This is a genomic window from Streptococcus chenjunshii (assembly GCF_003086355.1).
Lineage (GTDB): Bacteria > Bacillota > Bacilli > Lactobacillales > Streptococcaceae > Streptococcus > Streptococcus chenjunshii.
Genome location: NZ_CP031733.1, coordinates 1,731,808 through 1,745,738 on the forward strand (window position 1 = coordinate 1,731,808; position 13,931 = coordinate 1,745,738).

Consider the following 13,931-nt stretch of genomic DNA (forward strand, 5'->3'; position numbering starts at 1 on the left):
CTTCCTCACTGGAATTGATCTAAAGCTTTTTTGGCAGCTGTCTGCTCAGCTAATTTTTTCGACCTGCCGGTTCCGCGGCTGAGTTCTCTTTCATTGACAAAAACAGCTACTTCAAATACTTTGTCATGTGCCGGTCCGGACTCAGCAACAACTCGGTAATCAATAAAAACATCCCCTTGAGTCTGAAGCAGCTCCTGCAGCCCCGTTTTATAATCCTTAACACGTTCAAAATTGCCTTTTTCAACTTGGGGAATCATCACCTGATCTAAAAATACTTTAACAGTCTCCAATCCCTGATCCAAAAAAAGCGCCCCTAAAAATGCTTCAAAAAGGTCTCCTAAAATAGTATCACGGCTGCGGCCGCCAGACTTTTCTTCTCCTTTCCCCAGTTTGACAAACTGGTCAAAACCGCATTGGCGTGAAAAACCAGCCAAACTTTCTTCACGCACAATCACTGATCGCCGCTTAGACAGTTCCCCTTCAGCTTTTTGCGGGTACCTTTTAAATAAATACTGAGAAATCAACAGCTGCAGAACCGCGTCTCCTAAAAATTCCAAACGTTCATTGTGTGAAATGTTTAGGAGACGATGTTCATTTGCATATGACGTATGCGTAAAAGCCGTATCCAATAAACTCGCATCGCTAAAGCGAATCTTAAAATCAGTTAACAATTTATGTTCTAAATTCTTCATAACCCCTCCAACAAGATACAAAGGCCGTGTAAAAATCCGTATGAAAATAGGGGATGGCAAGTGATGCCTAAGCATCACGATGACAGCCATCTTTTTCACTAGGATTTTAGGCCGTGTTCAATTCCACAAGATACAAAGGCCGTTAAGAACGCAAAGAGAAAATAGGCGTCCGACCGCTGAGTCACTAAAGACTCAAGGGAGGGCGATCTTTTTCTCATAGCGTTTAGGCCGTGTTCAGTTCCAACAAGATACAAAGGCCGTTAAGAACGCAAAGAGAAAATAGGCGTCCGACCGCTGAGTCACTAAAGACTCAAGGGAGGGCGATCTTTTTCTCATAGCGTTTAGGCCGTGTTCAGTTCCAACAAGATACAAAGGCCGTGTAAAAATCCGTATGAAAAGGCGGCAAGTCCGAAATCTGTGATTTCGCAGCCGCACCCCTGTCAGGACGGCAAAGCTTTCAGACGTCTACGGCTGGCGGCAAGCAAGAGAGTGAGACAGACTCTCTAGTTCTGACAGATTTCCCTCAATCTTCATTTTTTAGACTGGCGCTGCCTTACCTGCTGAATAATCTCTCATTCACACTTCACACAGTTTGCTAACTCAAAAAGCTGTCGGTTTATTACCTAAATTTTGGTCAAAGGAGTTGCTGTATCAGGCGATGTATCAAAAACTTTAAAATCAGTTCCAGCTCCTAAATCTGCGGCTAAAAGACTGGTCTCCATCGTCATATGTGCAAGCTCTTTAATATTGTTTTCTTTACTAAGATGGCCTAAGTAGATCTTTCGTGTCCGATTGCCGATTGACCGAATCATAGCCTGCGCACCGTCATCATTGGACAGATGGCCTCTGTCCGACAGAATACGCTGCTTGAGCCGCCAAGGATACGAACCGGACCGAAGAATCTCAATATCATGATTCGATTCAATCAAGTAAGCATCTGCGTTTTCAATCAAGCCTGCTAAACGGTCACTGACATACCCGGTATCTGTCAGCATGACAAAACTTTTATTATCTTTCATAAACCGATAAAACTGCGGCTCGGCTGCATCATGACTGACACCGAAACTTTCAATGTCAAGGTCGCCAAAAGTCATCATGCTGCCGCGTTTAAAAATATGCTTTTGTTCTTGGCTGACCGAACCAATCATATGATGTTCGTCTATTACCTGCCACGTTTTTTCATTGGCGTAGAGGTCCAAATGATATTTACGCGCTAAAACACCGACTCCTTTTATATGATCTGAGTGCTCATGTGTAATTAAAATAGCATCAAGATCTTCCGGTTTGCGGTTGATTTCAGCTAAAAGACTGGTAATCTTCTTACCAGTCAGGCCAGCATCAACCAAGATCTTTTTTTGGTCAGTTTCAAGATAAAAACTGTTACCGCTGGAACCTGATGCTAAAACACTGTACTTAAATCCGCTTTCTGACATAATCAGTCGCTGTCTTCCTCCCACTCTTCATAAATACTAGTACTAGCAGACTTTTCATAAGGCAAAACAATGGTAAAGGTCGAACCTTTCCCGTATTCACTCTTGGCCCATATAAAGCCTTGATGCTGCTTAATGATTTCCTTAGCAATAGCCAGACCCAGCCCTGTTCCTCCTTGAGCCCTGCTTCTAGCCTTATCGACGCGGTAAAAACGGTCAAAAATTAAGGGCAGATCTTTTTTAGGGATACCCAGCCCTTCATCAGCAACTGCGATAATCAGCTGGGTGTCTGTTGTTTTCATACTGATTGTAATATTGGCCCCGTCCGGAGAATATTTTATAGCATTGTTGATAATATTATCCAGCACCTGAGTCATTTTATCTGTATCAATTTCAATCCAAACAGGTACATTGGGATAATCACGGACAATCTCATAATACTTCCCGCCAAAGCTCTCTTGATTTTTAATATGGTCAAAACGATCCAGCACCGATGTCATAAAGGCCGTGAAATTAATCATTTCGATATCCAACTGAGTAACTTGATTATCAATTCTGGACAAATTCAGCAAATCAGAAATCATCCGCATCATCCGGTTGGTCTCATCCAAAGAAACTTTGATGAAACTGGGAGCGATATCCTCTTTGAGTGCCCCCTCATCCAAAGCCTCCAGATAGGATTTTACAGATGTTAAAGGCGTCCGCAGCTCATGACTGACATTTGAAACAAACAAGCGCCGTTCGCGTTCTTCTTTTTCCTGCTCTGTGGTATCGTGCAAAACAGCTACCAGACCTGAGATAAAGCCGCTTTCTCTCCGATTGAGGGCAAAGCGGATACGCAAAGTAATAAATTCATCAAATTCATTGCGCTGATCCAAAACAAGCTCTGGCGTTTTTGCTACTAAATCGCTGTAGCTGTAGGGACTGTCTTGACCTAAAATATCCACAATATTCAGCTGTAATGCCTCTTCACGCTTTAAATTCAGCTGTTTTTGTGCCATCTCGTTGATCATAGTAATCTGCCCGGTTCGGTCAGTAGCCAGCACTCCGTCAGTCATATAAGCAAGAATACTTGCCAGCCGGTTTTTTTCCTGAGCCAGATTTTCATGGGTGAGCTGAAAAACTTTAGACAGATCATTGAGGTGTTCGGCCAGTTCCCGCATATCGGCATCACCTGTGACTTTGATATCCCCCGTGTAATTGCCAGTAATTAAATTCCTGACTTTATCACTGAGCATACGTATATTCTTAGAAAAACGAAAGTCGCGAATAGCCAGATGGATAAAGTAAAAGGCCACAAAAACAAGCAGGATTAGAATAGCAAGTTCAAAAGTGTTTAGATTGCCTATAATATCATTATTCATAAGATTTCATATAATATCCGACACCGCGTCTGGTCAAAATATATTCCGGCCGACTGGGAGTATCCTCAATTTTCTCACGTAAACGTCTGACAGTGACATCAACGGTTCTGACATCACCAAAATAATCATAGCCCCAGACAGTTTCAAGCAAATGCTCCCTTGTCATCACTTGACCGATATGTGTTGCCAAATGGTGCAGCAGTTCAAATTCACGGTGAGTCAGTTCAACCTCTGAGCCGCGTTTCAAAGCAACAAAAGCATCCGGCAAAATCTGCAGCTCGCCGATAGTGATTTCCGGTGTTTCAGCTGACGCATTCTCCTCTGCGACTGCAGTTTCAATATTTTCTGTCCGACGCAAATGGGCTTTGACCCGTGCCAACAGTTCACGATTTGAAAAAGGTTTTGTTACATAATCATCTGCTCCGATTTCAAGACCGATTACCTTATCAAATTCACTGTCTTTTGCAGAAAGCATAATAATAGGAATATGACTGGTTTTCCGTACTTCCTTGGCAACTTCAAGTCCATCTAGTTCAGGCAACATTAAATCGAGAATAATTAAATCTGGATGTTCTTCTTCGTATTTTATCAGTGCTTCACGGCCGTCAAAGGCTGTCACTGTATCATAACCTTCTTTAGCTAAATTAAATTTGATAATATCAGAGATTGGTTTCTCGTCATCTACGATAAGAATTTTCTTCATTTTTTCACCTCTTCAGGTTTATTTTGCCATCCCAAACAAATAGTGCCTGATGATGGCCTGAGTATATTTTTCAGTAAAAACTATACACTTTTTAATTATAGCAAAAAAACCTATTATTTTAAAACATTCGGCATATCAAACCAGTTCAGAGAACCAGACAGAGACTTACCGAAATCCCAGGATGGCTGTCAAACGGAAAATAATGACAACTGATAAATCCCTCATGATTTTAGCGTGACCTCTTTCTGAATTCAGCTTTATTATTGCATAAAAACCAAAATATTTTTATTCAAATCTTCTGATAATTGACACGAAAGCCTATCTGTGGTAAACTATTTCTATATGTGAGAAAAGCTAACAAGAACAAAAAGGAGAATGCTATGGCTCTTATTGAATATAAAAATGTTGAAAAATATTACGGAGAATATCATGCTCTGCGCAATATCAATCTGACCATTGAAGCAGGACAGGTTGTTGTTCTGCTCGGGCCCTCTGGCTCAGGCAAATCAACGCTCATTCGAACGATGAACGCTCTGGAATCTATTGACAGCGGGAGACTGATTGTTAACGGACATGAGCTTGGCAGCGCTTCTGCTAAGGATTTGGTACAGCTCCGTAAAGAAGTCGGTATGGTTTTTCAGCATTTTAATCTCTACCCTCACAAGACGGTGTTAGAAAATGTTACTTTAGCTTTAACTAAAGTTTTAGGGAAATCCCAAAAAGAGGCTGATGCCATTGCTGAACAATATTTGACTTATGTTAACATGTGGGATCGCAAAGATTCCTTCCCAGGAATGCTTTCCGGAGGCCAAAAACAGCGGATTGCCATCGCCCGCGGCTTAGCTATGAATCCGGAACTGCTGCTTTTTGATGAGCCGACTTCAGCTCTTGACCCTGAAACAATCGGTGATGTGCTTGCAGTCATGCAGAATCTGGCTAAGGAAGGAATGAACATGATTGTTGTGACACATGAAATGGGCTTTGCTAGAGAGGTTGCCGATCGTATTATCTTTATGGCTGATGGCGAAATTTTAGTCGACACAACCGATGTTCAGAATTTCTTTGACAATCCTACGGAACCGCGTGCTAAACAGTTCTTAAGCAAAATTATCAACCATACCAGTGAACGCGTATCAGTCAAATAGGAGGAATGTTATGAAATTAAAACCATTTCTGACAAGTCTAGCTGCTGTTTTTCTGATTCTTACTTTCTTATTCACAGGTCAGAAAAGGGTTGCTGCCGCTGATTCGGAACAGATTCAAAAGATTAAAGATGCCGGTGTTCTGAAAGTAGGTGTCAAACAGGATGTCCCCAACTTCGGTTATTACAGTGCTGATACTGGGAAATATGAAGGTATGGAAATCGATATCGCCCAAAGAATCGCTGCAGATCTGGGAGTTAAAGTCGAATACGTGGCTGTGACCACTCAAACCCGAGAGCCGCTCATGGATAACGGCCAGATTGATATTTTGATTGCTACCTACACGATTACTGAAGAACGCCAAGCGAATTACAGTATTTCCAACCCATATTACTATGATGAAATCGGTTTTCTGGTCAGAAAATCCAGCCATATTAAAACGATAGCTGATTTAGACGGCATGACCATCGGCGTGTCGCAAGGGGCTACAACAAAAGCAAATTTGGAAGCTTACGCTAAAGAGCATGATTTATCCTTTAAATATGTTCAGCTGGGAAGCTTCCCCGAATTAGCCATCTCGCTTTACGCAACCCGTATTGATGCCTTTTCTGTAGACAAGTCCATTCTCACAGGTTATGTCAGCAAGAAAACTGAAATTCTTAAAGAAGGATTCAATACACAAGAATACGGCATTGCCACTAAGAAGTCTAATACTGATATTACAGACTACATTAATAATCTGCTCAGCCAGTGGAGTAAAGACGGCAGCCTTCAGCAAATCTACGATAAATATGACTTGACACCTGCTGCTGCAGAATCAGTAACAACTAAATAATTAATAAACTACAGACTTTACCAAAAAGATACCGATCCTCTCCTCTTAAACCGTATTGTAAAGCTTGATCAGCTGTAAAGTTAAAATGTTGTAAGTACAGATTTGTGGAAATCGATGAGTTGATCAGTCAGTTTGGCAATATTCTGTATCTTGTGGAATTGAACACGGCCTAAACGCTGTGAGAAAAAGTCCGCCCTCCCTTGAGTCTTTAGTGACTCAGCGGTCGGACGCCTATTTTCTCTTTGCGTTCTTAACGGCCTTTGTATCTTGTAGAATTGAACACGGCCTAAAATCCTAGTGAAAAAGAGACGCACTCGTAGGAAGTCGCAGGCTGACTACGAGTGTGGCTGCTCTGTGCAGTATATCTGCTAGTGTGATGCAAGCATATTGCTAAACAGCCTTAGCCGTAGACGTCTGAATGCTTTGCAGTCAAGACAGCTTGCCGCAGCATTCTAGCCGTCTTGACATGGATGCGTCTGCGAAATCACAGATTTCGGACTTACCGCCATTTTCATACGGATTTTTAGACGGCCTTTGTATCTTGTTAAAGGAGAATCTCGTGATTATATTAGTAACAACAAGCAGTCCTTTCGCTTTGTCGCGCTGGGGTGAGTTCTTCGCTAACTTTGGAGAATTTATAAAAGGTTTTTTCTATACACTGGGAATGTCTGCTGCCGCTCTGCTTTTGGCTTTAGCTTTAGGAATCGTTTTCGGTGCCATGAGTTCAGCGAAAAATAAAGTGTTTAAAGCAATTGCCCGTGTTTATGTTGAAGTTTTCCAAAACACGCCGCTTTTAGTTCAGTTTGTGTTTGTCTATTACGGCCTTGCCATCATCAGTAACGGCGCGATAATGATTTCAACGTTTTTTACGGCTGTTCTCTGCGTTGGCATTTACCACGGCGCTTACATTGCCGAAGTTATTCGTTCCGGTATTGAAGCTGTCCCTCGAGGGCAGACCGAAGCAGCGCTTTCCCAAGGTTTTACATACAGTCAGACTATGAGTTTGATTATCTTGCCACAGGCTGTTCGAACTATTCTGCCGCCGATGACCAACCAAGTCGTTAACTTAATCAAAAACACATCAACTGTCGCTATTATTTCCGGTGCTGACATTATGTTTGTTTCTAAAGCTTGGGCTTACGACACGACTAATTATGTCCCTGCTTTTGCCGGTGCTGCCTTTCTGTATTTTATTATGTGCTTTCCTTTGGCAACTTGGGCACGACGGATGGAAGAAGAAAATAAAAAATCCTATTCGCTGTAATTGGTTAAAAAAATCAGAAACAAACTTACTCTATCCTATCTCAGAACCGTATAAGCGGTTCAAACTAAGACAGGAATCCTTAGTCAGCTGGCTCCTATCAGTCACGGTTAAAATAAATGAATCTATTTTTCTGAGATTTCGTTTCCAGCTGTTTTAGTGTAAGTCCCATCCCTATCATAAGGAGAACTATTTATGTCATCAGTTTTAACACAGACCAACTTAAACTTTATTCTCCAAGGTTTAGGATTGACTCTTTATATTTCCTTTATTTCTATTGTTCTCTCGACTGTTATTGGAACGCTTCTAGCAGTTATACGCAATGGAAAAAACAGGCTGCTGCGTCTTATTTCCAGCGTTTATATTGAGTTTGTCCGCAATGTTCCTAACCTTCTTTGGATCTTTATCATCTTCTTGGTTTTTCAAATGAAATCAACCCCTGCCGGTATCACGGCTTTTACAGTCTTCACTTCAGTAGCATTGGCCGAAATTATCCGAGGCGGGCTAAATGGAGTTGATGGCGGTCAGACCGAAGCCGGACTATCACAGGGCATGACTAATTTCCAAGTGTTCATTTATATTGTTTTCCCTCAGGCTTTTCGCAAAATGCTGCCGGCAATCATCTCTCAGTTTGTAACGGTTATCAAGGATACTTCTCTGCTTTATTCTGTTATTGCTATTCAGGAGCTTTTCGGCAAAAGTCAAATCTTGATGGGACGCTATTTTGAAGCCAGTCAAGTATTTACGCTTTATGCTTTAATAGCAGGTATCTACTTTATCATTAACTTTACCATCTCGGCCTTTTCCAGACGCTTAGCTAAAAGGTGGGAACAAGCTGCAGAATAATCATCATCTGTTTAATTAATGGTTAGAAAAAGCGAATTATATATATAAAAAGTCATAAAACCAGCGAGAGTGAAACTCTTTCGCTGGTTTTTTTAATCAAAGATACTAATACTCTATTGTCGCTTGACGCAACGCAACAGCATGTGTTCAGCAAGCAGAATCAAGGCAAGCTCAGTCAATAAGAGTGTCCTGACTGCGTTCAAGAATATCACCGCTTACAGAATCAATAGCATAGTCATACTCCAATCCGGCAGCCGGATCGTCGAAGTCGACTTCATAATAGCTCACACCATGTTCAAAATCTTTTTCAACCTTGAGGTTGATAACAGCTGATTCATCCAGTCCTGCATCTGCAAGTGCAATAGCCTTAGCTTGTTCAGCAGTTATTTCCTGATCTGTATCGCCTGAAGTCGTTTCAGAACTTGGTGCAGAGCTTGAACTTGTGCTGGCTGAACTTGAAGTTGAGGTTTGTTTTTTTTCTAAATCATAACCCAGCACACTCCCATCTGTAGCGTCAATCGTATAATCATATTCACTGTCTGCTGTATAAAATTCAATTTCATAAGTAGCTTTAAAATTGTCTCTATCTTTCTTTGTAGAGCTAAAAGTAACATCGGAAGCAGTCAGTCCTGCATGCTTTAAAGCAATTGCCTGTGCCTGCTGTTCAGAAAGTTTATAACGAGGCCATGCGTAGGCGAAAACAACACCGCCAATCACAGCAATTAATACCAGAAGAGGAAGACCAATTTTCAGTACCCGCTTTTTCATGAGAACCCCCCTTTCATTAAGATACAAAGGCCGTGAAGAACGCAAAGAGAAAATAGGCGTCCAACCGCTGAGTTACTAAAGACTCAAGGGAGGGCGGTCTTTTTCTCACAGCGTTTAGGCCGTGTTCAATTCCACCAAGATACAAAAGGCCGTGAAGGAATCTAAAGGAAACTAAGAACAGCAAAAATTATCTGTGAGCTGAAGCAGCATTCTTTAAAAAATTTAGTGAAATTTTAAGATTCCTAACAGCCCGTCAACTGCGACAAAACTGATTATAAAATGAGTTCTTTCCTTCACTATTAGTATAACAAAAACCAAGCCTGAAAGCTTGGTTTTTCGACGAAGAAAGTGTGGCAAAAGTGTGGCATATTTCTATTTAATTGAGCAAAAGATAATTGGACAGTCTTTGTAATCTTCCTAATCTAAATCTGCCTTAATCAGTTTGAAACCATATCCCCAAACCGTTTCAATAAGGATATTCCCTCCGGCTTCTCTCAGCTTTTTACGTAAACGTTTAATAGCATCATCTGCTGCACGGGTTTCAACGGCATCTGCATAGCCCCAAATTTCAGTTAAAAGAGCAGTTCGTGCTACGGCTTCTTCCTTATGCTCTAAAAGATATTTCAACAATTTAAATTCAAGCTGGGTCAGCTTAATCATCTTTCCCTGATAAAAAGCGGATCGGTCTTTGAGAGACAGGGTCAGTCCACCGTACACAAGCGGATCTGACTGTCTAGATAGTTGATATTGACGGGATAAAATGGCTTTAACCCGCAACGTTAATTTAAGCGGTGAAAAAGGTTTAGTAAAGTAATCATCTGCACCAGCAGCAAAAGCCGCAATAAAATCATTATCACTGTCACGCGCTGTCAGCAAAATAATCGGCAAATCCCACTGTTGGCGGATAGTCTTTATAAGATTAAAACCTGCGGCATCAGACATCGCGACATCTAAAATAAGAAGATCAGCTTCGGCTTCCGTAAGGCGCTCAATAAGCTGTTTCCCAGTGGTAAACGTTTCTACTTCCATCCCTTCCTCACGCAGAAAAGAGGCCAGAAGCTCCCGAACATTTTTTTCATCATCTGCCACATAAATTTTAGTCATTGCTGCCTCTTTTCATTTTTTTCTTTTACTTAAAAATAGTTATTTATAATTTTTGCACTTGGAATACCTTGTTTGAAATAAAAGTTCAGAATGCACCTGTTTTTTTTTAAATTTTTGCTTAAGGTATAAGGCTTAAAAACTTATTTTTTAAGCTTTAAACTTTTTACAAAGGTTCGTCTAAAAGAAGCCACTTCTTGCTTGAGGGATCTCCCGTTTCTGGCATAATAGCCTTTTTTATTAAGGTAACTCATATTCCAAAGACGGTGCCCGCGTCTGTAAATCATTTTGGGAGCATAAAAAGGATTGCCGGCATTAGCAAGGGCCTGCCGGCGAAACAAAGGGTCATGGATTTTAACCGGCATAATATCCAATTCTCTGTGCCGCCGGTTATTGCGATTAGCATAATTAAAACTAGCGCCATTAATCAGGCCATTAAGCTTTCTTCCTCGAGGGTCCAGTTCATTAGCAAAGCAATCTTGGCTGTCAAGGATAAATTCTGTATGGAATCCCATAACAATCTTAATATTAATGGGAAATGAAATGTCATTGCCGCTTTGCGGCAGTTTGTTATGCAGACGGGAAGATTCTCCCAAATTGAAGTCAAAGCGACGGCGCCAAAAACGTTTCCTCTTCTTTGTCCGCAGATAATGCAGAAGTGATTCTCTATCTGTATCCCCAGGAAAACATCTGCGCACCCATTCAGCCTGATAGGCGGAAATCACATAGCGAAACTGATGAATTTGATGAGCAAGTTTATCTGCAGTACTCAGTGTCTCTTTAGGAAAAGCCAGCTGAACTGCAAGAGCTAATTCATGCCAAAACTTGTGATCAGGCACCAAACTGTCTGAAAAACTTTCCAGAAGCTTTTGGATTTCTCCTGCTTCTCCGCTGAGTTCTGCAGGCATAGCAGCTAACTGCATCAGCTTCTCCAGTAAAGAACGGGCAGATTTTTCGGTCAAACCGACACTGCTCTTCTGCCAAAAATCTAAGAACTCTTGATCACCAATTAACATATCCCCTCCCCTAAACAAGATACAAAGGACGTGAAGAACACAAAGAGAAAATAGGCGGTAAGTCCGAAATCTTCGATTTCGCAGACGCCCCCCTGCCAGGACGACTAGAAGGGTGCAGTCGGCTGTCAAGACGACAAAGCCTTCAGACGGCTACGGCTGGCGGTAAGTCCGAAATCTGTGATTTCGCAGACGCCCCCCTGCCAGGACGACTAGAAGGGTGCAGTCGGCTGTCAAGACGACAAAGCCTTCAGACGGCTACGGCTGGCGGTAAGTCCGAAATCTGTGATTTCGCAGACGCACCCCTGACAGGACATCTAGGGAGCGAGGCAGAACCCCAGACCATAACGTTCAACATCTCGCCCCGCAAAGCCTAGCAGACATTTAAAGCTTTGAAAAAGCGACTAAAATGACACTAGGCTACTGCGTCTCGTGCATAATACTGACAAAATTAAGGGCTAGTTTTTAAATCAGCCTTCAGACGGCTAGAAAGCTGCGTCTGACAAAAAGTTGAACAGAACCGCCGTGCATAAGTTTCCCCTCTTCAGATCAACACTCATCCACCGGATGATGTCAGTCCACACGTCTTTCAGTTTGTTATTATACCAAAAACTGCAGAAAATACTGAAACAGTGCTTATTCCCTGCAGTTTGTTCTTTAATTATCTTCAAGGGGACGGGAGTAACGCGCAATATCCTCTAAAATAGTGTTTGTAAATTCAGCGACTGTCTCAGTATGTGTCTGTTTGCTGCCATAGCGGCGAACATTAACGGACTGTTCAGCCATCTCTCTGTCACCAACAATCAGCTGGTAAGGAATCTTTCTGGTTTGACTCTGACGGATTTTATACTGCATTTTTTCATTGCGATCATCAACATCTGCCCGTACACCGCAGTCTCGCAGTCCCTTAGCCACTTCCCAGGCATAGTCAGCATGAACTTCATTTGAAATCGGAATAACCGTAACCTGATGCGGAGCCAGCCAAGTGGGAAAGGCACCTTTATAGGTTTCAATGAGAATGGCCGTGAAGCGTTCCATCGTAGAAATAACGCCGCGGTGAATCATTACAGGACGGTGTTCTTCACCATCGGCTCCGATATAGCTGAGTTCAAAGCGTTCAGGCAGCAGGAAGTCCAGCTGAATCGTTGACAGTGTTTCTTCATTGCCCAGTGCTGTCTTCACCTGAATATCAAGCTTAGGACCGTAAAAAGCCGCTTCTCCTTCTGCTTCATAATAATCAAGCTCCATATCATCCATAGCTGCTTTGAGCATGATTTGGGCATTTTCCCACATTTCATCATTATCATAATATTTATGCTTATCGTTAGGGTCACGGTAGGATAAGCGGAAACGATAATCGGTCAGATTAAAGTCTTCATAGACATCAATAATCAGCTGCAGAGTCCGCTTAAATTCTTCGCGAATCTGCTCTGGTGTGACAAAAATATGGCCGTCATTAAGGGTCATCTCACGAACACGCTGCAAGCCGGATAAAGCCCCCGACTTTTCATAGCGGTGCATCATTCCCAGCTCAGCGATACGGATTGGCAGTTCACGGTAAGAATGAACCTGATTTTTATACACTTGAATATGATGGGGACAGTTCATCGGGCGCAGCACAAACTCCTCGCCGTCTCCCATATCCATGGTTGGGAACATATCTTCTTGATAGTGTTCCCAGTGACCGGACTGCTTGTAAAGTTCTACCGAAGCCAGAGGCGGTGTATAAACATGCTGATAGCCTGATGCCAGTTCTTTATCAATAATATAGCGCTCCAAAATACGCCGGACTGTCGCACCGTCAGGCAGCCAGAACGGCAAGCCCTGACCGACCTCTTGGCTAATCATAAACAGATCAAGCTCTTTGCCCAACTTACGGTGATCACGTTCTTTAGCTTCTTCGAGACGTTTCAGATAAGCTTTTAAATCTTTTTTATCAAACCAAGCTGTTCCGTATACCCGCTGCATCATTGCGTTATCACTGTTCCCCCGCCAATAGGCACCGGCAACATTTAAGAGACTGAACACCTGGATTCGGCCAGTTGACGGTACATGCGGGCCGCGGCATAAATCAACGTATTCCCCTTGGCGGTAAATCGTTAGACCGCCAGCATCTTCCGAATGTTCTTCAATGAGTTCTAATTTATAAGGATCATTTTTAAAGATTGCCCGCGCCTGTTCTTTAGTAACTTCTTCCCGTTCACTTGGGAAATTTTCTTTAACAATCTTGCGCATCTCTGCTTCGATACGCGGCAGATCCTCATCTCTGATTTGACCTGACTGATTATCAGTGTCATAGTAGAAGCCATCCTCAATCGCCGGCCCTACACCTAAATGGATATCTGGGAAAAGGCGTTTTGCCGCCTGAGCAAAGAGATGGGCAGCTGAGTGACGCAGGATTGGCAGAGCATCTTTATGGTCAGGTGTGATAATTTCAATACTGCCGTCTTCTGTAATAGCACGTGTTGTATCGATAAGCTTTCCATTAAATTTACCAGCCAGAGCTTTCTTGGCCAGCGAATTACTGATAGACTGTGCAACAGCAAAGGTGGTAATCCCAGTTTCAAATTCACGGACAGCACCATCAGGAAAAGTTATTTTAATCATATTGAGAATCCAAAAACCGTTCTGCTGCTCAAAAGACAGCGGAAGTGGATAGGTAAAACCGCCACAGCAAAAACAAGACAGACAGCTCTGCTGCAAATTTTGGAGGCAGGCAGAAAACCTTAATAGTTGCTTTTGCTCGGATATTATTCCTTTCTTTAAATATTGACTG

12 protein-coding genes are annotated in these 13,931 nt (G+C 42.3%); 4 read left to right on the plus strand and 8 right to left on the minus strand.

The annotated features are described in order from the left end of the window. Positions 1 to 5: 5 nt before the first annotated feature. From rnc to yycF, 4 genes are all read right to left on the minus strand, one after another. Entirely contained in the window at positions 6 to 692 is a 687-nt protein-coding gene (gene rnc, locus DDV21_RS08245) for a ribonuclease III (protein ID WP_116878190.1), read from the minus strand. A gap of 623 nt (positions 693 to 1,315) precedes the next feature. Then, complete coding sequence (locus DDV21_RS08250; RefSeq protein WP_116879123.1) at positions 1,316 to 2,125, minus strand: MBL fold metallo-hydrolase; 810 nt, start codon at positions 2,123 to 2,125, stop codon at positions 1,316 to 1,318. 2 nt (positions 2,126 to 2,127) lie between these two features. Beyond that, a complete protein-coding gene (vicK, locus tag DDV21_RS08255) occupies positions 2,128 to 3,486 on the minus strand; it encodes a cell wall metabolism sensor histidine kinase VicK (RefSeq protein WP_116879124.1) in 1,359 nt (452 codons plus the stop codon). Next, positions 3,479 to 4,189: a response regulator YycF gene (gene yycF, locus DDV21_RS08260; RefSeq protein WP_116879125.1), complete on the minus strand. Its 711-nt coding sequence runs from the start codon at positions 4,187 to 4,189 to the stop codon at positions 3,479 to 3,481. The genes vicK and yycF overlap by 8 nt, the downstream gene beginning before the upstream one ends. Positions 4,190 to 4,569: 380 nt before the next feature. On the opposite strand from yycF, the gene DDV21_RS08265 reads away from it, so the two are divergent. The 4 genes from DDV21_RS08265 (at position 4,570) to DDV21_RS08280 (ending at position 8,273) form a co-directional block, all read left to right on the plus strand. After that, the gene (locus DDV21_RS08265) at positions 4,570 to 5,334 is read left to right on the plus strand and encodes an amino acid ABC transporter ATP-binding protein (protein ID WP_116879126.1); all 765 of its coding nucleotides are present in this window, start codon (positions 4,570 to 4,572) and stop codon (positions 5,332 to 5,334) included. 10 nt (positions 5,335 to 5,344) lie between these two features. Then, the gene (locus DDV21_RS08270; protein ID WP_116879127.1) at positions 5,345 to 6,166 is read left to right on the plus strand and encodes a transporter substrate-binding domain-containing protein; all 822 of its coding nucleotides are present in this window, start codon (positions 5,345 to 5,347) and stop codon (positions 6,164 to 6,166) included. Between the two features lie 559 nt (positions 6,167 to 6,725). Continuing rightward, positions 6,726 to 7,430 carry an amino acid ABC transporter permease gene (locus tag DDV21_RS08275; protein WP_116878996.1) on the plus strand — a complete coding sequence of 235 codons (705 nt, stop codon included), beginning with the start codon at positions 6,726 to 6,728 and terminating at the stop codon, positions 7,428 to 7,430. A 192-nt stretch (positions 7,431 to 7,622) separates the two neighbouring features. Then, complete coding sequence (locus DDV21_RS08280) at positions 7,623 to 8,273, plus strand: amino acid ABC transporter permease (protein WP_116878997.1); 651 nt, start codon at positions 7,623 to 7,625, stop codon at positions 8,271 to 8,273. 171 nt (positions 8,274 to 8,444) lie between these two features. On the opposite strand, the gene DDV21_RS08285 is transcribed toward DDV21_RS08280, so the two are convergent. The 4 genes from DDV21_RS08285 to thrS all read right to left on the minus strand — a co-directional run bounded on the left by DDV21_RS08285 (position 8,445) and on the right by thrS (position 13,762). Next, positions 8,445 to 9,041: a PepSY domain-containing protein gene (locus DDV21_RS08285; protein ID WP_116878998.1), complete on the minus strand. Its 597-nt coding sequence runs from the start codon at positions 9,039 to 9,041 to the stop codon at positions 8,445 to 8,447. Between the two features lie 417 nt (positions 9,042 to 9,458). Further along, positions 9,459 to 10,145 carry a response regulator transcription factor gene (locus DDV21_RS08290; protein ID WP_116878999.1) on the minus strand — a complete coding sequence of 229 codons (687 nt, stop codon included), beginning with the start codon at positions 10,143 to 10,145 and terminating at the stop codon, positions 9,459 to 9,461. A 140-nt stretch (positions 10,146 to 10,285) separates the two neighbouring features. Continuing rightward, a complete protein-coding gene (locus DDV21_RS08295) occupies positions 10,286 to 11,158 on the minus strand; it encodes a DUF3114 domain-containing protein (protein ID WP_116879000.1) in 873 nt (290 codons plus the stop codon). A gap of 654 nt (positions 11,159 to 11,812) precedes the next feature. Next, positions 11,813 to 13,762, minus strand: a complete 1,950-nt coding sequence (gene thrS / locus DDV21_RS08300; protein WP_116879007.1) for a threonine--tRNA ligase — start codon at positions 13,760 to 13,762, stop codon at positions 11,813 to 11,815. Positions 13,763 to 13,931 lie beyond the last annotated feature (169 nt).